This window comes from Streptomyces sp. JW3, assembly GCF_052216785.1.
In the GTDB taxonomy this organism is placed as follows: Bacteria; Actinomycetota; Actinomycetes; order Streptomycetales; family Streptomycetaceae; genus Streptomyces.
In genome coordinates this window covers 21,721-40,566 of the sequence record NZ_JBQOUX010000049.1, presented here as the reverse complement: position 1 = coordinate 40,566, position 18,846 = coordinate 21,721, and the positions used below count along the sequence as shown (strand labels likewise).

Sequence of the window (18,846 nt, the reverse complement as noted above, 5' to 3'; positions counted from 1 at the left end):
ACGGCCTGCGGCAGGATGGATGCCACCTGGTACGTACGCGTCACCGCGTGCGTACTGAAGACAACCGCTGGAGACGCCCGGTGAGTTCCCCAGATCCGCAGGTTCGCGCAGCGCGAAACCAGTCAACCAGTCCCGCCGGCTCCGTGGCGCGAGGTCCCGTCGTGGCGGTGACCGGTGCCGCGTCCGGGACCGGCGCGCTGCTCACCGCGCGGCTCGCCGCGTCCGACGAGGTCAAGCGGGTCGTGGCGATCGACGAGCGGCGCGGCGAGTGCGCCGAGGCGCACTGGCACCTCCTGGACGTGCGGGATCCGGCCATCGCCGACAAGCTGCGCGGCGCCGACGTCGTGGTGCACCTCGCGCTCGACCTCGACCTGGAGACCGACGCCGCCGCCCGGACGGCTTACAACGTCCGGGGGACGCAGACCGTCCTGACCGCCGCCGCGGCCGCCGGTGTGCACCGCGTGGTGCTGTGCACGTCCGCGATGGTCTACGGCGCGCTGCCGGACAACGAGCTGCCGCTGTCGGAGGACGCCGAGCTGCGGGCCACGGCCGAGGCCACCGGCGTGGGCGACCTGCTGGAGATCGAGCGGCTCGCCCGGCGCGCTCCCCGCGCGCACCCCGGCCTGAACGTCACGGTGGTCCGCCCGGCCACCCTGGTTGGCGGCACCGACACCGCGCTGACCAGGTACTTCGAGTCCCCTCGGCTGCTGGTGGTGGCCGGGTCGCGGCCCGCCTGGCAGTTCTGCCACGTCGACGACCTGTGCGGGGCGCTGGAGTACGCCGCCCTGGAGAAGGTCGAGGGCGAGCTGGCCGTCGGGTGCGACGGGTGGCTGGAGCAGGAGGAGGTCGAGGAGCTCAGCGGCATCCGGCGGATGGAGCTGCCCTCCGCGGTCGCCCTGGGCGCGGCGGCCCGGTTGCACCGCATCGGACTCACGCCGTCCCCGGCCGGCGACCTGGCGTACACGATGTACCCCTGGGTGGTGAGCGGCAGCCGGCTGCACGATGCCGGGTGGCGGCCCAAGTACACCAACGAGGAGGTGCTCGCCGAACTCCTGGAGGAGGTGTCCGGGCGGCACACGGTGGCCGGGCGGCGGCTCGGCCGCAAGGACGCCACGGCGGCGGGCGCGGCGGGCGCGACGGTGGCGCTGCTGGGCGCGGCGGCGGTGGTCCGCCGGGCCCGCAAGGCGCGGCGGCGCATCTGAGCCGCGGACCGCGCTGACAAGAGCCTGCTGGTGGGAGCCCGCTGGTAGGAGCCTCCGAAGCGGTACGCGCGCGTACCGGCCGACCGTACGGTTCCGCGTCGTCCGCGCGGTGCGGCACGATGGACACATGGCAGCCATGAACGATCACCCCGGCGAGCAGGCCGCGCAGGACCCCGTGAAGCTGATCGCGATCCGGGACACACCGCTCTCCGTGGACGAGGTCTTCCGCGCCGTAGGGGACACCTCGGCCGGCGGGACCGCCCTGTTCGTGGGCACCGTGCGGGACCACGACGGGGGAGCGGACGTCGACCGGCTCGGCTACTCCTGCCACCCGAGTGCCGAGGCGGAGATGCGGCGGATCGCCGAGAAGGTCGTCGCCGGGCACCCGGTGCGCGCCCTGGCGGCCGTGCACCGGGTGGGTGACCTCCAGGTCGGTGACCTCGCCGTGGTCGTGGCCGTCTCCTGCCCGCACCGGGGCGACGCGTTCGAGGCGTGCCGGCAGCTGATCGACGACCTCAAGCACGAGGTGCCGATCTGGAAGCACCAGACGTTCAGCGACGGCACGGAGGAGTGGGTCGGCGCGTAGCGCCGTCGTTGAGGGGTGGTGGTCGGGCGACGGGAGGGCGGGTCGGCGCGTAGCGCCGTCGTTGAGGGGTGGTGGTCGGGCGACGGGAGGGCGGGTGGGGGCCTGCTGAGCCGCCGCGCGGTCGTCCGGTTGCGTAACCGCACCCCCGGCACGACCGTTGACCTTGCGGATGGTTAATCTGCTGATCAGTCAGTCGCGTACACGGGGTCGGGAGGTCGGCATGGGGGCGCTCGCCTGGTTGCTCATTCCACTGGTGGCCGCGATCGTCGCGGGTCTGTGGGGAAGTTGGGCCAACCGGACCCGCAAGGTACGCAGCGACGGTCCCGAGCTGGACGGGTACGCGCGCTTTCGCGAAGCCATGGAGAAGCAGCACAGCCGTTCCTAGGGCGATGCCCTGCCCGGACCGCCCTGACGGTGCGCTGACAGGACCGTCCCGTACTGTCGTTCCATGCCACGCCGCACCGCGACGATGCTCGCCTCCACCCTGATGCTGATCGCGCTCCTGTGCGCGGGGGTGTTCATCCCCGTGCCGTACGCGGAGATGTCGCCGGGGCCGACGGTGAACACGCTGGGTGATCATGACGGCGAGCCGGTGCTCCAGATCTCCGGGCACAAGACGTACGAGGCGAGCGGGCACCTCAACATGACCACGGTCCGTGTCACCAGCGCCGACTACAAGATGAACCTGGTCGAGGCCGTGTACGGCTGGCTCGCGCACGACAACAAGGTGGTGCCGCACGACACGCTCTACCCGGACGGCAAGACCGAGGAGCAGTCGACCCAGGAGAACGCCGAGGAGTTCAGCCAGTCCCAGGAGAGCGCCAAGGTCGCGGCGCTCAAGGAGCTGGACATCCCGGTGAAGTCCTGGGTGGTGGTCTCCACCGTCGTCAAGGACTCCCCGGCCGAGGGCCGGCTGCACGCCGGTGACGTCATCAAGTCGGTCGACGGCACGGCGGTGAGGCAGCCCGCCGATGTCGCCGAACTCGTCACCGAGCACAAGCCCGGCGAGGACGTGACGTTCACGGTGGTGCCCGCCAAGGAGCAGGCCGCCGCCGAGAAGGAGAACCGGACGGCGACCACCACCGAGAAGGTCACCATCACCACGGCCGCCTCCGACGACACCGGCGAGAAGCGCGCCATCGTCGGGATCTCGGCCGGGACCGACCACACCTTCCCGTTCAGCATCGACATCAAGCTCGCCGACGTCGGCGGGCCGAGCGCCGGCCTGATGTTCTCGCTCGGCATCTACGACAAGCTGACGCCCGGCGACCTCACCGGCGGCAAGTTCGTCGCGGGCACCGGCACCATCGACGACGACGGCAAGGTCGGCCCGATCGGCGGCATCGAGATGAAGACGGTCGGCGCCCGCGACAAGGGCGCCCAGTACTTCCTGACGCCCGCCGACAACTGCGCCGCCGCCGCGAAGGACACCCCCGACGGGCTCACCCTGGTCAAGGTGGGCACCATCGACGACGCCCTGGCCGCGCTGAAGGACATCCGCTCCGGCGACACCGACGCGCTGCCCTCCTGCACGGCGAGCTGACACCTACTCGGCGAACGTCGCCGCCAGCGCCTCCGCCAGCCCCGGCACCAGATCGGAACCGGTGAGCACCTCCGTCGGCGTGTCCTTCGCGCGCAGCCGCAGCGCCGACTCGCGCGCCCCGTCGCGCAGCACGGCCACCGTCATCCGGACCTCCTGCCGGTCCGGGTGGTCCGCCACCCACTTCGCCAGCTCGGCCTCGCCCAGGCCCTCGGGCACCTGCGCCTCGGCGGACGGCGGCAGCATCAGCCGCTCCACCGCGAGCGCGCAGCCGGCCACCGCGTCCGGCCAGGCGATGGTGCCCAGGAACTCGTCCAGCGGCCGGTCCGTTGGTACTTCGTCCTGCTCGATCGGGGTGAGACCGGCCGACTCTCCCTCGTCGGCGAGACCGAGCCGGTTCGCGAGCGTGGGCTGTTCGGCCTGGAGCCGTGCGGTGTCTACGAGGGCGAAGAGGCGGGCGGGCTGGTCCCAGCCGAGACCGGCGACGTACTCGTCGATCTCGAGTACGGACCGGGTCAGCGGGCTCGCCGCCATGGGGGTGTTGGACATGGTCACAATCCTGCCTCGTTCGGGGCCGGAATCGGGAACCGAGTAAACGATGAGTAAGTTGCATAAGTGTGGGCCCACGAGCACGGGGGCGCACGAAGGGCCCGCGAACCCGGGGGTCTGAGGACATACGACAGCGAACTTCGAGGTGCTCACCTTGGCTTTCCAGATGCCGGACCGCGGCGGAGGCCCGACGGGGCCACGGATCAGAGTGGGACGACCGTCCCGGCGGGTCCGGACCCTGCTCCTGACGCTGGGCGTCCTGGCCGTGCTGGCCATGGCGTTCACCATGTTCGCGGGCTTCTGGACGGACTGGCTGTGGTACCGGTCGGTCCACTACTCGTCGGTGTTCACCACGACCCTGTGGACGAAGATCGGACTCTTCTTCGTCTTCGGACTGCTGATGGCCCTCGCCGTCGGGTTCAACATCTGGCTGGCCCACCGGATGCGCCCGCCGCTGAGCGCCATGTCGATGGAGCAGCAGAACCTCGACCGGTACCGGATGGGCATCGCGCCCTACAAGAAGTGGCTGCTGTTCGGCATCACCGCCCTGGTGGGCCTGATCGCCGGCGCCTCCGCGTCCAGCCAGTGGCGCACCTGGCTGATGTGGGTCAACGGCGTGCCCTTCGGCCAGAAGGACCCGCAGTTCAAGCTCGACGTCTCCTTCTACGCCTTCGACCTGCCCTGGTACCGGTTCCTGCTCGGCTTCGGCTTCGCCGCCGTGATCATCTCGGTGATCGCCGCCGCGCTCACCCACTACCTGTACGGCGGCCTGCGCGTCACCAGCCCCGGCGCCCGCGCCACCGGAGCGGCCACCGGCCACCTCTCCGTGCTGATCGGCGTCTTCGTCGCCCTGAAGGCGGTGGCGTACTGGCTGGACCGGTACGGACTGGCGGTGAAGTCCAGCGACTTCAAGGCCACCGACAACTGGACGGGCCTGCGGTACGTCGACGCCAACGCCTATCTGCCGGCCAAGACGATCCTGTTCTGCATCGCCGTCATCTGCGCCCTGCTGTTCTTCGCCACCATCTGGCGGCGCACCTGGCAGCTGCCGGTGATCGGCTTCGGCCTGATGGTGCTGTCCGCGATCCTGATCGGCGGTCTCTACCCGGCGATCGTGCAGAAGTTCCAGGTCCAGCCGAACGAGCAGGCCAAGGAAGCGCCGTACGTCGAGAAGAACCTCAAGGCGACCCGGGACGCCTACGGCATCGACGGCACCAAGGTCAGCGAGTACGACGGCAAGAGCGACACCAAGGACCTGACCCAGCTGCGGGACGACGTCGACGACGCCGCCAGCGTCCGGATCATGGACCCGAACATCGTCTCGCCGACGTTCCAGCAGCTCCAGCAGATGCGGAAGTACTACGCCTTCCCGACCAACCTGGACGTGGACCGCTACAGCACCGAGGACGGCGCCGACCAGGACACCGTCATCGGCCTGCGCGAGCTGAACCTCGCCGGTGTGGACAAGCAGAACTGGATCAACAACCACTTCCGCTACACCCACGGCTTCGGCGTGGTCGCCGCCAAGGGCACCGAGGTCGACGCCGAGGGCCGCCCGGTGTTCACCGAGTCCAACCTGCCGTCCAAGGGTGACCTCGGCACGTACGAACAGCGGATCTACTACGGCGAGAAGACCAACACCTACTCCATCGTCGGCGGTCCCCAGAAGGAGATCGACTACTCCGACGACAACGGGGAGAAGACCACCAGCTACAAGGGCGACGGCGGGGTCAACCTCTCCAACCCGGTCAACCGGGCCGCGTACGCGGTGGCGTTCAACGAACCGCAGATCCTGTACTCCGGGGCGATCGGCGACGGTTCGCGCATCCTGTACAACCGCACGCCCAAGGACCGCGTCGAGGCCGTCGCGCCCTGGCTGACCATCGACGGCGACGCCTATCCGGCGGTGGTGGACGGCCGGATCCAGTGGATCGTGGACGCCTACACGACCACCAACGGCTATCCGTACGCCTCCCGCACCACGCTCGGCGACACCACCGCCGACTCGCTGACCGCGACCAACGACAACCGCGCGGTGGTCGCTCAGCAGAACCAGGTCAACTACATCCGCAACTCGGTGAAGGCGACCGTCGACGCGTACACCGGCGACGTCAAGCTCTACCAGTGGGACACCGAGGACCCGGTCCTGAAGACCTGGATGAAGGCGTTCCCGGACACGGTGCAGCCCAAGTCGGAGATCTCCGACGCCCTGATGGCCCATCTGCGCTACCCGCAGGACCTGTTCAAGGTCCAGCGCGAGCTGCTCAGCCGCTACCACGTGGACGACGCCGAGACGTTCCTCAGCGGCAGCGAGGTGTGGCAGGTGCCGGAGGACCCGACCAACAAGTCGGGCGACGCGGTGCCGCCGTACTACCTGAGCATGAAGATGCCCGACCAGGACCAGCAGGCGTTCTCGCTGACGACCACGTTCACGCCCAACGGGCGGGACAACCTCAGCGCGTTCATGGCGGTCGACGCCGAGGCCGGCACCAGCGGCTACGGCAAGATCAGAATTCTGAAACTGCCGACCAGCACGACCGTCGACGGTCCTAAACAGGTGCAGAGCCAGTTCAACTCCGAACAGGACATCGCCGAGTCCATCAGGCTGCTCAGAGGCGGCGACTCGGAGGTGGAGTACGGCAACCTGCTGACGGTGCCGCTGGACGGCGGACTGCTCTACGTGGAACCGGTCTACGTGCGCGGCGGCGGCCTCAAGTACCCCCTGCTGCGCAAGGTGCTGGTGACCTACGGCGGTCAGACGGCCTTCGAGGACACCCTGGACGAGGCCCTCAACAAGGTGTTCGGGGACGGCGGTACGACCGCCGAGCCGCCGGACGAGGGCGACGACACCACCCAGCCACCGCCGACCTCGAGCGATCCCACGGTCCAGGAGGCGCTGAACGACGCCCAGGAAGCCTTCGAGGCCGGCCAGAAGGCCCTGAAGGAGAACGACTGGACGGCGTACGGCGAGGCCCAGAAGGACCTCGAGGACGCGCTGAGCCGGGCCGAGGAGGCCCAGGCGGAGGCCGACAAGAACAGCAGCGGTGGCAGCGACAAGAACGGGGACGACGGCACGGCCAGTCCGAGTCCCGGCGCCAGTGCCGGGGACAGCGGCTGACCCGCCCTGGTCAGGCTCCCTCCCGCGCCGTGATAGGTTGAGATCACAACGGCGCGGGGTGGAGCAGCTCGGTAGCTCGCTGGGCTCATAACCCAGAGGTCGCAGGTTCAAATCCTGTCCCCGCTACTGACAGCGAAGGCCCGGATCCCATCAGGGATCCGGGCCTTCGTCATGTGCGAACTCATGTGTCGGTCCGGTGTGACGGCCGTGCCGGGCGCGGGAGTTGGGCGATATGTGTTTGACTTGTCTCTCTGTGGGCATGTCGACAAAACGCTGAAGTGACCTCACTGACTGCGGTATACCGGGTGTACGCAGGTTGCAGGTGGTGCGACGATGGACGTTATGGGGGACATGGCAACTCTGTTCGAGACGGGGCGATTTGTGCAGCCATCCGGTCCCGACGGGGTCCGGGACGAGGCCGGGGAGGCCGCCGACGAGGCGGCCGAAGAGGTGCGCCGGCGGTTCGCCGCCGAGGCCGGTGACGTCGAGGCGATGAGCGTGCTCGGGTCCATGCTGCTGCGCCGCGGTGATCTCGACGGGGCCGAGCCGCATCTGCGGGCCGCCACCGCGGCCGGGGACCGGGCCGCCGCCAACAACCTGGGTGTCCTGCTGCATCAGCGCGGGTACGCCGACGAGGCCGCCGGGTGGTGGCGGATCGCCGCCGTCGCCGGATCGGCCGCGGCCGCGCACGCGCTGGGGCGGCACTTCCGCGAGCGCGGCGACGAGCCCGCTGCCGAGTACTGGCTGCGCCAGTCCGCCGAGCAGGGCCATGTCCTGGGCGCCTATGCCCTCGCCGACCTGCTGGAGCACCGCGGCGACAGCGCGACCGAGCGCTGGATGCGGGTGGCCGCCGAGCGGGGGCACCGGGAGGCCGCGTACCGGCTGGCCCGGACCCTGGACCCGCGCACCAGCGACACGATCGGGGACGACGAGCGGGCCGCCGAGGAGGCCGAGCGCTGGTACCGGCAGGCGGCGGCCCGCGGCCACCGGCGGGCCGCGCTGCACCTCGGGGCGATCCTGGAGCGCCGGGGCGAACTGAAGGAGGCCGGGCGCTGGTACCTGACCTCCGCCAAGGACGGCGAGGCGCGCGCCGCCTGCGCGCTGGGCTTCCTGCTGCGCGACGCCGGGGACACCGAGAGCGCCGCGGTGTGGTGGCTGCGCGCCGCCCAGGAGGGCGACGGCAACGCCGCCAACGCGCTGGGCGCGCTGCACGCCGAGCGGGGCGAGCCGCAGACCGCGGAGCGCTGGTACCGGGCGGCGATGGACGCGGGCGACGACAACGGCGCGTACAACCTCGGGCTGCTCTGCGCCGCGCAGGGCCGTGTCCAGCAGGCCGAGCAGTGGTATCGGCGGGCGGCCTACGCCGGCCACCGGGAGGCCGCCAACGCGCTGGCCATCCTGCTGCTTCAGGGCGGCGACCGGACCGGTGCCGAGCCCTGGTTCTCCAAGGCCGCCGAGGCGGGCAGCGTGGACGCCGCCTTCAACCTGGGCATCCTGTACGCCGGGCGCGGACAGGACGCGGCGGCGCTGCGCTGGTACGAGCGGGCCGCCTCGGCCGGGCACGCCGAGGCCGCGCTCCAGGTCGGGATGGCCCGGCTGCGGGACGGCGACGAGCAGGAGGCCGAGCGGCACCTGCGGTGCGCGGCCGGCGGCGGCAGCGCGGAGGCCGCTTACCGGCTGGCCACGCTGCTCGACGCGCGCCGGCCGCCGGAGCCGGCGCACGAACTGGGCGAGCCGGCGCACGAGAAGACCGAGTGCGAGGAGTGGTACGAGCGGGCGGCCGGGCAGGGCCACCGCCGCGCCCAGGTGCGGGTCGGGATGCTGGCCGCGGCCCGCGGCGACGTCATGGAGGCGGCCCGCTGGTACCGGGCGGCGGCCGAGGCGGGCTCCCGCAACGGCGCCTTCAACCTCGGGCTGCTGCTGGCCCGTGAGGGCAGCGAGCCGGAGGCGGCCCTGTGGTGGACCCGGGCGGCCGACGCCGGCCACGGCCGGGCGGCACTCCGCCTCGCTCTGGTCTGTGCCCGCCGCGGGGAGCTCGCCGAGGGCCAGCGCTGGGCCGACCGCGCGGTCAGCCTGGGCCCCACCGAGGTGGCCCGCCGGGCGGCCCGGCTGCGGGACGCGCTGCGGGAGGAGCTGTCGGCCTGACGGCACGCGATTTGCCTCCGCGCGCGACCTTGACGTAACGTTGCATTCATCGCCGCGGGGTGGAGCAGCTCGGTAGCTCGCTGGGCTCATAACCCAGAGGTCGCAGGTTCAAATCCTGTCCCCGCTACTGATGGTCGAGGGCCGGAATCCGAAAGGGTTCCGGCCCTCGACGCGTTGCCCGGCGCACGGACGTGGACGGACGTGAAAAATCCCCGGCACCGCGAGGGTGCCGGGGGAAGTGGACGGTCAGCCCGCCGCGCAGTTCGGGCAGACGCCGCGGTAGGTCACCTCGACGTCCGACACCGTGAAGCCGAAGCGCTCCGAGTCGGGGAGGTCGGCCAGCGGGTTGCCCGCGGGGTGGACGTCGCGGATCGCGCCGCACTGGGCACAGACCAGGTGGTGGTGGGGCTGATGGGCGTTCGGGTCGTAGCGCTTGGCGCGCTTGTCCGTCGCCACTTCCAGCACCTCGCCGAGCGAGACCAGCTCGCCCAGCGTGTTGTACACGGTGGCCCGGGAGATCTCCGGGAGTTTCGTGACGGCCCGCGCGTGCACCTCGTCGGCCGTCAGGTGGACGTGCTCGCCGTCCAGGACCTCGGCCACGACGCGCCGCTGGGCGGTCATACGCCATCCACGTCCACGCAGCCGTTCCAGTAGGTCACTCATGCGAACCAGCCTAACAGCCAGGGGAGCCGTGTCCCGAACCAGTGTGACTTTGGAGCCTTACTTGACTTAGACATTGTCCATTGTAGGATCGGCAACGGCTTAGGCCAAGGGACAGGAACAGCAAGAATGGCCAGGAGGCCCACGTGACTCAGGGACCGCTTACTACGGAGGCCGGCGCTCCGGTCGCCGACAACCAGAACAGCGAGACGGCCGGTGTCGGTGGCCCGGTGCTCGTCCAGGACCAGCTCCTTCTGGAGAAGCTGGCCCACTTCAACCGCGAGCGCATCCCGGAGCGTGTCGTGCACGCCCGCGGCGCCGGTGCCTACGGCACCTTCAAGGTCACCGCGGACGTCACCAAGTACACCCGCGCCGCCTTCCTCTCCGAGGTCGGCAAGGAGACGGAGGTCTTCCTCCGCTTCTCGACCGTGGCCGGCAACCTGGGTGCGGCGGACGCCGTCCGTGACCCGCGCGGTTTCGCGGTGAAGTTCTACACCGAAGAGGGCAACTACGACCTCGTCGGCAACAACACCCCGGTGTTCTTCATCCGGGACGCGATCAAGTTCCCCGACTTCATCCACACCCAGAAGCGCGACCCGTACACCGGCTCGCAGGAGGCGGACAACGTCTTCGACTTCTGGGGGCTGAGCCCGGAGAGCACCCACCAGGTGACCTGGCTGCACGGCGACCGCGGCATCCCGGCCTCCTACCGGCACATGGACGGCTTCGGCTCGCACACGTACCAGTGGAACAACGAGGCCGGCGAGGCCTTCTGGGTGAAGTACCACTTCAAGACGGACCAGGGCATCAAGAACCTGACCGCCGAGGAGGCCGAGGTCCTCGCGGGCAAGGACCCCGACTCGCACCAGCGCGACCTGCGCGAGGCCATTGAGCGCGGCGACTTCCCGTCCTGGACCGTCGGTGTGCAGATCATGCCGGTGGCCGAGGCGGCGACGTACCGCTTCAACCCGTTCGACCTGACCAAGGTGTGGCCGCACGCGGACTACCCGATCGTCTGGTTCGGCAAGATGGAGCTCAACCGCAACCCGCAGAACATCTTCGCCGAGGTCGAGCAGTCGATCTTCTCCCCGGCGCACTTCGTGCCCGGCATCGGCCCGTCCCCGGACAAGATGCTCCAGGGCCGGCTCTTCGCCTACGGCGACGCCCACCGCTACCGCGTCGGCATCAACGCCGACCACCTGCCGGTGAACCGCCCGCACGCCACCGAGGCGCGCACCCACGCCCGTGACGGCTACCTGTACGACGGCCGCCACAACGGTGCGAAGAACTACGAGCCGAACAGCTTCGGCGGCCCGTTCCAGACGGACCGGGCGCTGTGGCAGGGCGTCCCGGTCACCGGTGTCACCGGCGAGACCGTGACCCCGGTGCACACCGAGGACAACGACTTCGTCCAGGCCGGCAACCTCTACCGCCTGATGTCCGAGGACGAGAAGGAGCGCCTGGTCAACAACCTGGCCGGCGGTATCGCCAAGGTCTCGCGCGAGGACATCCGCGAGCGCGCGATCAACAACTTCCGCCAGGCGGACGGCGACTTCGGCAAGCGGCTGGAGGCCGCGGTCCAGGCCCTGCGCGGCTGACAGCACTGGACCGCTTGTCGTGGCGGCGGGCCGGGCACCTCGTTGGTTCGAGGGGCCCGGCCCGTTTCGCGCGTTCAGACCGGTACGCGGTCGGGGACCCAGCAGCGGATGATGTCGCGGACCGAGACGATGCCGGCCGGCTCGCCGCGGTCCAGGACGATGAGATGGCGGAAGCCGCCGTGCGTCATCGCCCGCGCCGCCTCCTGAAGCGTCCAGGACGGCGTGGCGAACACGACGTCGCCGGTGGTGTGGGCGTGGGTGCGCTCGGCGTCCGGGTCCTGGCCCCGGCCGACGGAGTTGAGGATGTCGCGTTCGGTGAGGATGCCGATGCCCTCGGCGTCGGGGTCGTGGACGACGGCCGCGCCCACCCGCCGGGCGGCCATCAGGGCGGCGGCCTGGCGCAGCGTGTGGTCGGGGCCGATGGTGAGGACGACCGTGCTCATGGCGTCGCGGACGAGCATGGGTGGAGCCACCTCCTGAACCATGATTAGTTCATGGATTCACAAATTCACAAGTGAGGGGGCTCCCAGAGTGACAGGTAAAGCGGAGGCAAACAAGGGTGCGGTCAGTGCCGCGCTTCCAGGTGGCGCAGCAGTTCGTCGTGGAGCAGGCCGTTCGACGCCGCCGCGTTGCCGCTGTGCGGTCCCGGGCGGCCGTCCAGGCCGGTGAAGGTGCCGCCCGCCTCGGTGACGACGATCGCGGGGGCGGCCATGTCCCACAGGGACAGCTCCGGCTCCGCGCACAGGTCGACCGAGCCCTCCGCGACCATCATGTACGGCCAGAAGTCGCCGTACGCGCGCGTGCGCCACACCTTGCGGGTCAGGTCCAGGAAGCCGTCCAGCCGGCCCTGCTCCTCCCAGCCGCTGAGCGAGGAGTACGCGAAGGAGGCGTCGGAGAGCCCGGACACCTGGGAGACGTGCAGCCTGGAGGCGGAGGTCAGGCTGCGGCCGGTGAAGGCGCCGTGGTCCTTGACGGCCCACCAGCGGCGGCCCAGGGCGGGTGCCGAGACGACACCCACGACCGGCTGGTAGCCCCCCTCGCCCGCCTCCATCAGGGAGATCAGCGTGGCCCAGACCGGCACGCCGCGCACGTAGTTCTTGGTGCCGTCGATCGGGTCGATCACCCAGCGGCGCGGACCGGTGCCCTCCACACCGTACTCCTCGCCGAGGACCGCGTCCCGGGGGCGGGCCCGCTGGAGGTGGCCGCGCACCAACTCCTCGGCCGCCTTGTCCGCTTCGCTGACCGGCGTCATGTCCGGCTTGGTCTCGACCTTGAGGTCGAGCGCCTTGAAGCGCTCCATGGTGGTCGCGTCGGCGGCGTCCGCGAGGACGTGGGCCAGGCGGAGGTCGTCCAGGTAGTCGGGCATGCGGCAACCGTATCGGCCGGGAGCCGCGGCGGGCCAACAGGGTGACCGGCCCGCGAGTGGCGCGCGGTGCTTCCGGGGCGGGTACGGCGTACGGGCGCACGGTCGTCGCGCACACCCTTGACAGTGCCCCGGAGCGCGTCAAATCTGGGCCGCAGAGCCGCTCGCCGCTGGGGAGGCGATGATGCCTGGAGCGCGGGAATCCCTGCTCGACGCCGCCCACCGGGCGCTGTCCCGGCGGCCCTGGTCCGCCGTGCGCATGGTGGACGTGGCCGCCGCGGCCGGGGTGTCCCGGCAGACCCTGTACAACGAGTTCGGCAGCAAGGAGGGGCTCGGGCGGGCGCTGGTGCGCGGGGAGGCGGACGCTTTCCTCGCCGGGATCGAACGCGCCCTCGCCGGCCCCGGCGGCCCCTGCGAACAGCTCACCGCCGCCGCCGAGTGGACCACGTCGGCCGCCCGCCGCAGTCCGTTGGTACGGGCCCTGCTCACCGGCTGCTGGGAGGCGCGGCTGCCGGCCCCGGCGCTGGCGGCGGTGGAGTCCACCGCCGCGGTCCCGGCCCAGCGCCGGGCGGACGGACCGCTGCCCTCGCCCGGCGAGTTCGTGGCCCTGGTCCGGGACCGGGCGGCGGCGACGATGTCAGGACGGGGGTCGGGGTCCGGGGCTGACGCGGGGGCCGGTGACGGCCGCCCCGAGCAGCCGGACGCCGTCGACCTGACCCGGGTATGCGAGCTGGCCGTCCGGCTGGCCCTGTCCTGTGTCGCCGCGCCGCCGGGCGAGGGCGGGGTGGCCGACCTGGTACGGACCGCGCTGCCGCGGCGGCTGACGCACTGACGGCCCGATGACCGCCCGGGCCGGTGATCAGTGGGAGGAACCCGACAGCTGGAGTCCGATGACGCCCAGGATGACCAGGCTGATCGAGACGATCTTCAGGGTCGACACCAGGTCGCCGAGGAAGATCATGCCGTAGATGGCGGTGCCCGCCGCGCCGATGCCGGTCCACACGGCGTAGGCCGGGCCCACGTCGAGCTTCTTCAGGGACAGGGTCAGCAGGCCGAAGCTGCCCAGCGCGAAGGCGGCGAAGGCGATGGTCGGCCACAGCCGGGTGAAGCCGTGCGACAGCTTCAGGCACACGGCGAAACCGGTCTCCAGCACCCCGGCCACTATGACCAGCAGCCACGCCATGTGTTCGTCCTCCCGTAGGTCCAGCCGCAGTCCCGGGCACCGTGACCGCTTTGCTCGGGCTTGGGTCCGGCTTGGTGCGATTATGCACTTACCGGTGCCCCGCCCTCGCAAACAACGCGAAGGTCAGTCGCCTTCCGTCCGCTCCCGCGTCGCCAGCAGCCGGCGCAGCGAGTACAGCCGCGCCGGGTCCGCGTGGCCCTCGGCCACCCAGGCGTCCAGCGCGCAGTCGGGCTCGTCGTGACTGCACGCGCGCGGACAGCCCTCCGTACCCGGCGCCAGGTCGGGGAAGGCGTGGATCACGCGCGACGGGTCGACGTGGTTGAGCCCGAACGACCGTACTCCCGGGGTGTCGACGACCCAGCTGTCGGGGGCCGCCAACGGCAGCGCGAGCGCCGAGGTGGTGGTGTGCCGGCCGCGTCCCGTCACCGCGTTGACATGCCCCGTGGAGCGCCGCCGGTCGTCCGGGACCAGCGCGTTGACCAGCGTGGTCTTGCCGACACCGGAGTGGCCGACGAACGCGGTGATCTTGCCGGTGAGATGGTCCCTGACCCGGTCGGCCGCGTCCCCGTCGGCCAGCTCCTCGCGGCTGGTGACCACGTAGGGGATGTCCAGGGCGCCGTACAGCTCAAGGAGTTCGTCCGGCGGGGCCAGGTCCGACTTGGTCAGCACCAGGAGCGGGGTGAGGCCGCCGTCGAACGCCGCGACCAGGCAGCGGTCGATCAGCCGGGGGCGCGGCTCGGGGTCGGCCAGGGCGGTGACGATGGCCAGCTGGTCGGCGTTGGCGACGACCACCCGCTCGAAGGGGTCGTCGTCGTCCGCGGTGCGGCGCAGCACCGAGGTGCGCTCCTCGATGCGGACGATCCGGGCCAGCGTGTCCTTCGCGCCGGACATGTCGCCGACCAGGGCGACCCGGTCGCCGACCACCGCCGCCTTGCGGCCCAGTTCGCGGGCCTTCATCGCCAGGACCGTACGGCCCTCGACCAGGCAGGTCAGCCGCCCCCGGTCGACGGTGAGGACCATGCCCTCGGCGGCGTCCTCGTGCTTGGGGCGGATGTTGGTCCGGGGCCGGGTGTTGCGGCGGCCCGGCCGGGTGCGGATGTCGTCCTCGTCGGTGTGCTTGCCGTAGCGGCGCATGGCGTTTCCCGAGTCCCCTACGCGCCGAGCATCCCGGTCCACAGGCCGGGGAAGTCCGGCAGGGTCTTCGCCGTCGTCGCCACGTTCTCGATCACCACGTCCTTCACCGCCAGGCCGAGGATCGCGCCGGCGGTGGCCATGCGGTGGTCCTCGTAGGTGTGGAAGGTGCCGCCGTGCAGCTGGCGCGGGCGGATGTGCAGGCCGTCGGCGGTCTCGGTGACGTCACCGCCGAGTTCGTTGATCTCCTTGGTGAGCGCGGCCAGCCGGTCCGTCTCGTGCAGCCGCAGATGGGAGACGCCGCGCAGGGTCGAGGGGGAGTCGGCGAGGGCGGCGACCGCCGCGATGCCCGGGGTCAGCTCGCCGACCTCGGAGAGGTCCACGTCGATGCCGTGCACCGCGCCCGAGCCGGTGAAAACCAGGCCGTAATCGGTCAGTTCACAGGAACCGCCCATCTCGGTGAAGATCTCCCGCAGCCGGTCGCCGGGCTGGGTGGTGCGGGCCGGCCATTCCGGGATCGTCACCTTGCCGCCGGTGACCAGCGCCGCCGCGAGGAACGGCTGCGCGTTGGACAGGTCCGGCTCGATGGTGAGGTCGCGGCCGAGCAGCGCGCCCGCCGTCACCCGCCAGACGTTGGGCTCGCCGCCCGACTCCGGGGTGTCGACCTGGGCGCCGACCGCGCGCAGCATGTCGACGGTCATCCGGATGTGCGGCATGGAGGGCAGCGCGGTGCCGGTGTGCCGGACCTCGACGCCCTGGTTGAAGCGCGGCCCGGAGAGCAGCAGGGCGCTGACGAACTGCGAGGACGAGGAGGCGTCGATCGCCACCGGCCCGCCCTCCAGAGCGCCGCCGCCGTGCACGGTCAGCGGCAGCGCGCCGCGGCCGTCGTCGTCGATCCGGGCGCCCAGCGCGCGCAGCGCGTCGATCACGCCGTGCAGCGGACGCTCGTAGGAGCGCGGGTCGCCGTCGAAGCGGACCGGGCCGTCGGCGAGGGTGGCGACCGGGGGCAGGAAGCGCATCACGGTGCCGGCGTTGCCCACGTCGACGGTGGCCGGGCCGCGCAGGCCGGCCGGGATGACCCGCCAGAACTCGCCGGTGCCGTCCGGGCCGACGCCCTCCTCGATGCCCACGCCCAGCTCGCGCAGCGCGCCCGCCATCAGCAGGGTGTCGCGGGAGCGCAGCGGGCGGCGCAGCCAGCCGGGCTCGGAGGCCAGGGCGGCGAGCACCAGGGCGCGGTTGGTGACCGATTTCGACCCGGGCACGTGGACGGTCGCGTCCACGGCTCCGCTCGCGTGCGGGGCGGACCAGAGGGCGGTGTGCGCGGGGTTCAGCGTCATGGGGCCCACTTTAGTGGCTGAGCGCGACCGGAGATCTTGATCAAAAGTGGCGAAACCAGACCGAAACACCGTCATGGTACGTGCCGTGCATATATGCGTTCGATCTCACCGGGAAGGTGCCTCGGACGGCCCGGTTCACAGCTCCAGCAGCCACCGCCCCCCGCCGAGCAGCGAGCACAGCGACACCATGTGGAACAGGAAGAACCACACCCCGGCCGGGGCATGGGTGAGCCGCGCCAACTGGTCCGCGTCCGAGTCCCCGGCACCCCCGCGGGACCGCTTCGCCTGGAGCTCGAACGCCGGCCGCACCCCGCCGAGCAGCAGGAACCACACCACCGCGTACGCGAACGCCGCCTGCACCTGCGGACCGGTCAGCCACGACACCAGGACGAAGGCGCCGCCGGTCAGCACGACCGTCAGCGCCCCGTAGGCGTTGCGGATCATCACCAGCAGGGCGAGCAGCAGCGCGGTGGCCAGCCACAGCAGCAGTGTGATGCGGCCCGCGCCCAGCAGCGCGGCGCCGCCGAGGCCGAGCAGCGGGGGAGCGGTGTAGCCGGCCGCCGCGGTCAGGATCATGCCGAGGCCGGTCGGCTTGCCCCGGCTGACGGTCAGGCCGCTGGTGTCCGAGTGCAGCCGGATGCCGGTGAGCTGCCGGCCGGTGAGCAGCGCCACCAGCCCGTGCCCGCCCTCGTGGGCGATGGTGATGGCGTTGCGCGCTATCCGCCAGGGCCGGTGCGGCACGACGACCACCAGCGCGGCGACCGCGGCGGCGATCACCACCCACAGGTCGGGGTCGGGCTGGATACCGGTGACCTCGTCCCAGAGCGAGGTGGCTGTGGTGCTGGCCATATGAAGATCCATACGAGGTGTGGCCCCTCCCGGACCGGCGGAATCTGGCAGTGTTGCACGTATGTGCGGTAGGTATGCGGCGAGTCGTGGACCCGAGGATCTCGCAGGAGTCTTTGAGATCGAGAAATGGGAGCCCCAGGAGACGAATCTGGAGCCGGATTACAACGTGGCCCCTACAAAAGAGGTCTACGCCGTCCTCGACCGCCCTCTCAAGGACGCCGGCGACCCCCGGCCGGTTCGCCAGTTGCGCAAGCTGAAGTGGGGGCTGGTGCCCTCCTGGTCCAAGACGCCCGAGGGCGCCGCGCGGATGATCAACGCCCGCGCGGAGACCGTGCACGAGAAGCCCTCCTTCCGCCGCGCCTTCGCCACCCGGCGCTGCGTGCTGCCCGCCGACGGCTACTACGAGTGGGTCACCGGCAAGCAGGAGCGGGACCTGGAGGTCGAGGGCAGGAAGAAGCGGCCCCGCAAGCAGCCCTACTTCGTCACCCCGGCCGACGGGTCGGTCTTCGCGATGGCCGGGCTGTACGAGTTCTGGCGCGACCGCACCCTGCCGGACGACCACCCCGGCGCCTGGTGGGTGACCTGCTCGGTGATCACCACGGAGGCCGAGACCGCCCCGCTGGCCGTCGCGCCCGCCGAGGGCCCGCACGCGCTCGCCGAGATCCACCCCCGGATGCCGCTGATGCTCACCCCGGACCGCTGGGACGCCTGGCTCGACCCGGCCCGCACCGACCCGGACGAACTGCGCGCGCTGCTCGCCCCGCCCCCCGAGGGCCTGATGCGGGCGTACCCGGTCACCACCGCCGTCAGCAACGTCCGCAACGACGGCCCGGAGCTGCTGAAGGAGCTGGAGGGGCCGGAGGAGGGCACACTCTTCTGATGTGAACCACTCAAGGCAGCAGACCGTCGAGACGGACGCCGGGACCGCCCGCGTCACCTGGTACGAGGCCCCGGACCCCCGGCTGGTCCTGGCCGTCGGCCACGGCGCCGGCGGCGGCGTCGAGGCCCGCGACCTGGTGGCCCTGGCCGCCGCCGTCCCCGCGCACGGCGTCACCGTCGCCCTCGTCGAGCAGCCCTGGCGGGTGGCGGGCAGGAAGCTGGCGCCCGCGCCGAAGACCCTGGACACCGGCTGGCGGGGCCTGTGGCCCGCGCTCGCCCGCCCCGGCCTGCCGGTGATCTCCGGGGGCCGCAGCGCCGGCGCCCGGGTGGCCTGCCGTACCGCCGCCGAACTGGGCGCCCGCGCCGTCCTCGCGCTCAGCTTCCCGCTGCACCCGCCGGGCAAGCCGGAGAAGTCCCGGGCCGAGGAACTGCTCGGCGCCGGCGTGCCCACCCTGGTCGTCCAGGGCGGCAACGACCCCTTCGGGAAACCCGCCGAGTTCCCGGCCGGCCCGTACGAACTGACCGGGATCCCCGGCGGCGATCATGGCTTCGCCGTCCCGAAACGGGCCCCGCTCACCCAGGACGAAGCCCTGGCCCAGCTCACGGAGGCGGTCGTGAAGTGGACCGGGTCACTGGAGTGAACTCCAGGGAATGACCGGCGCCCGACGGCTGTTGTGAGGGTCGTACGTGCTGGCGTCCCAGCACC

18 protein-coding genes and 2 tRNA genes are annotated in these 18,846 nt (G+C 71.5%); 12 read left to right on the top strand and 8 right to left on the bottom strand.

The window, feature by feature from the left end:
- The first annotated feature begins 80 nt into the window (after positions 1 to 80).
- The 4 genes from ACTT8P_RS20700 (at position 81) to ACTT8P_RS20685 (ending at position 3,331) form a co-directional block, all read left to right on the top strand.
- On the top strand, positions 81 to 1,202 hold the full coding sequence (locus tag ACTT8P_RS20700; RefSeq protein WP_442833168.1) for an SDR family oxidoreductase: 1,122 nt from the start codon (positions 81 to 83) through the stop codon (positions 1,200 to 1,202).
- A 127-nt stretch (positions 1,203 to 1,329) separates the two neighbouring features.
- Complete coding sequence (locus ACTT8P_RS20695) at positions 1,330 to 1,788, top strand: molybdenum cofactor biosynthesis protein MoaE (RefSeq protein WP_442833167.1); 459 nt, start codon at positions 1,330 to 1,332, stop codon at positions 1,786 to 1,788.
- A 220-nt stretch (positions 1,789 to 2,008) separates the two neighbouring features.
- Positions 2,009 to 2,173, top strand: a complete 165-nt coding sequence (locus tag ACTT8P_RS20690; protein WP_442833166.1) for a hypothetical protein — start codon at positions 2,009 to 2,011, stop codon at positions 2,171 to 2,173.
- 63 nt (positions 2,174 to 2,236) lie between these two features.
- A complete protein-coding gene (locus tag ACTT8P_RS20685; RefSeq protein ID WP_442833165.1) occupies positions 2,237 to 3,331 on the top strand; it encodes a YlbL family protein in 1,095 nt (364 codons plus the stop codon).
- A 3-nt stretch (positions 3,332 to 3,334) separates the two neighbouring features.
- Here ACTT8P_RS20685 and ACTT8P_RS20680 read toward each other — a convergent pair whose 3' ends face one another.
- Positions 3,335 to 3,877, bottom strand: a complete 543-nt coding sequence (locus ACTT8P_RS20680) for a PPA1309 family protein (RefSeq protein ID WP_442833164.1) — start codon at positions 3,875 to 3,877, stop codon at positions 3,335 to 3,337.
- 166 nt (positions 3,878 to 4,043) lie between these two features.
- Between ACTT8P_RS20680 and ACTT8P_RS20675 the strand changes: the two genes are divergently transcribed.
- The 4 genes from ACTT8P_RS20675 to ACTT8P_RS20660 all read left to right on the top strand — a co-directional run bounded on the left by ACTT8P_RS20675 (position 4,044) and on the right by ACTT8P_RS20660 (position 9,267).
- A complete protein-coding gene (locus ACTT8P_RS20675; protein ID WP_442833183.1) occupies positions 4,044 to 6,995 on the top strand; it encodes a UPF0182 family membrane protein in 2,952 nt (983 codons plus the stop codon).
- A 52-nt stretch (positions 6,996 to 7,047) separates the two neighbouring features.
- A tRNA-Met gene (locus ACTT8P_RS20670) sits at positions 7,048 to 7,121 on the top strand.
- 207 nt (positions 7,122 to 7,328) lie between these two features.
- Positions 7,329 to 9,140: a tetratricopeptide repeat protein gene (locus tag ACTT8P_RS20665; protein WP_442833163.1), complete on the top strand. Its 1,812-nt coding sequence runs from the start codon at positions 7,329 to 7,331 to the stop codon at positions 9,138 to 9,140.
- Positions 9,141 to 9,193: 53 nt separating this feature from the next.
- Positions 9,194 to 9,267, top strand: a tRNA-Met gene (locus ACTT8P_RS20660).
- Between the two features lie 119 nt (positions 9,268 to 9,386).
- Here the strand turns inward: ACTT8P_RS20660 and ACTT8P_RS20655 are convergent.
- Entirely contained in the window at positions 9,387 to 9,803 is a 417-nt protein-coding gene (locus ACTT8P_RS20655; RefSeq protein WP_442833162.1) for a Fur family transcriptional regulator, read from the bottom strand.
- A 143-nt stretch (positions 9,804 to 9,946) separates the two neighbouring features.
- Between ACTT8P_RS20655 and ACTT8P_RS20650 the strand changes: the two genes are divergently transcribed.
- Positions 9,947 to 11,398 carry a catalase gene (locus tag ACTT8P_RS20650; RefSeq protein WP_442833161.1) on the top strand — a complete coding sequence of 484 codons (1,452 nt, stop codon included), beginning with the start codon at positions 9,947 to 9,949 and terminating at the stop codon, positions 11,396 to 11,398.
- Positions 11,399 to 11,472: 74 nt separating this feature from the next.
- Here the strand turns inward: ACTT8P_RS20650 and ACTT8P_RS20645 are convergent, their stop codons facing one another.
- On the bottom strand, positions 11,473 to 11,859 hold the full coding sequence (locus tag ACTT8P_RS20645) for a CBS domain-containing protein (RefSeq protein WP_442833160.1): 387 nt from the start codon (positions 11,857 to 11,859) through the stop codon (positions 11,473 to 11,475).
- Between the two features lie 104 nt (positions 11,860 to 11,963).
- Positions 11,964 to 12,764 carry a histidinol-phosphatase gene (gene hisN, locus ACTT8P_RS20640; protein ID WP_442833159.1) on the bottom strand — a complete coding sequence of 267 codons (801 nt, stop codon included), beginning with the start codon at positions 12,762 to 12,764 and terminating at the stop codon, positions 11,964 to 11,966.
- A 181-nt stretch (positions 12,765 to 12,945) separates the two neighbouring features.
- Here hisN and ACTT8P_RS20635 point away from each other — a divergent pair, with 181 nt between their 5' ends.
- Positions 12,946 to 13,593 (top strand): TetR/AcrR family transcriptional regulator, encoded by a 648-nt coding sequence (locus tag ACTT8P_RS20635; RefSeq protein WP_442833182.1) that lies wholly within the window; start codon positions 12,946 to 12,948, stop codon positions 13,591 to 13,593.
- A gap of 27 nt (positions 13,594 to 13,620) precedes the next feature.
- Here the strand turns inward: ACTT8P_RS20635 and ACTT8P_RS20630 are convergent, their stop codons facing one another.
- The 4 genes from ACTT8P_RS20630 to ACTT8P_RS20615 form a co-directional block, all read right to left on the bottom strand.
- Complete coding sequence (locus ACTT8P_RS20630) at positions 13,621 to 13,944, bottom strand: DMT family transporter (RefSeq protein WP_442833158.1); 324 nt, start codon at positions 13,942 to 13,944, stop codon at positions 13,621 to 13,623.
- Positions 13,945 to 14,067: 123 nt separating this feature from the next.
- Positions 14,068 to 15,078, bottom strand: coding sequence for a ribosome small subunit-dependent GTPase A (gene rsgA / locus ACTT8P_RS20625; protein ID WP_442833157.1), 1,011 nt, complete (start codon positions 15,076 to 15,078; stop codon positions 14,068 to 14,070).
- A 17-nt stretch (positions 15,079 to 15,095) separates the two neighbouring features.
- The gene (gene aroA, locus ACTT8P_RS20620) at positions 15,096 to 16,412 is read right to left on the bottom strand and encodes a 3-phosphoshikimate 1-carboxyvinyltransferase (protein ID WP_442833156.1); all 1,317 of its coding nucleotides are present in this window, start codon (positions 16,410 to 16,412) and stop codon (positions 15,096 to 15,098) included.
- Positions 16,413 to 16,547: 135 nt separating this feature from the next.
- A complete protein-coding gene (locus ACTT8P_RS20615) occupies positions 16,548 to 17,261 on the bottom strand; it encodes a M50 family metallopeptidase (RefSeq protein WP_442833155.1) in 714 nt (237 codons plus the stop codon).
- Between the two features lie 61 nt (positions 17,262 to 17,322).
- Between ACTT8P_RS20615 and ACTT8P_RS20610 the strand changes: the two genes are divergently transcribed.
- Complete coding sequence (locus ACTT8P_RS20610) at positions 17,323 to 18,141, top strand: SOS response-associated peptidase (protein ID WP_442833154.1); 819 nt, start codon at positions 17,323 to 17,325, stop codon at positions 18,139 to 18,141.
- Between the two features lies 1 nt (position 18,142).
- A complete protein-coding gene (locus ACTT8P_RS20605) occupies positions 18,143 to 18,781 on the top strand; it encodes an alpha/beta hydrolase family protein (protein ID WP_442833153.1) in 639 nt (212 codons plus the stop codon).
- Positions 18,782 to 18,846: the final 65 nt, after the last annotated feature.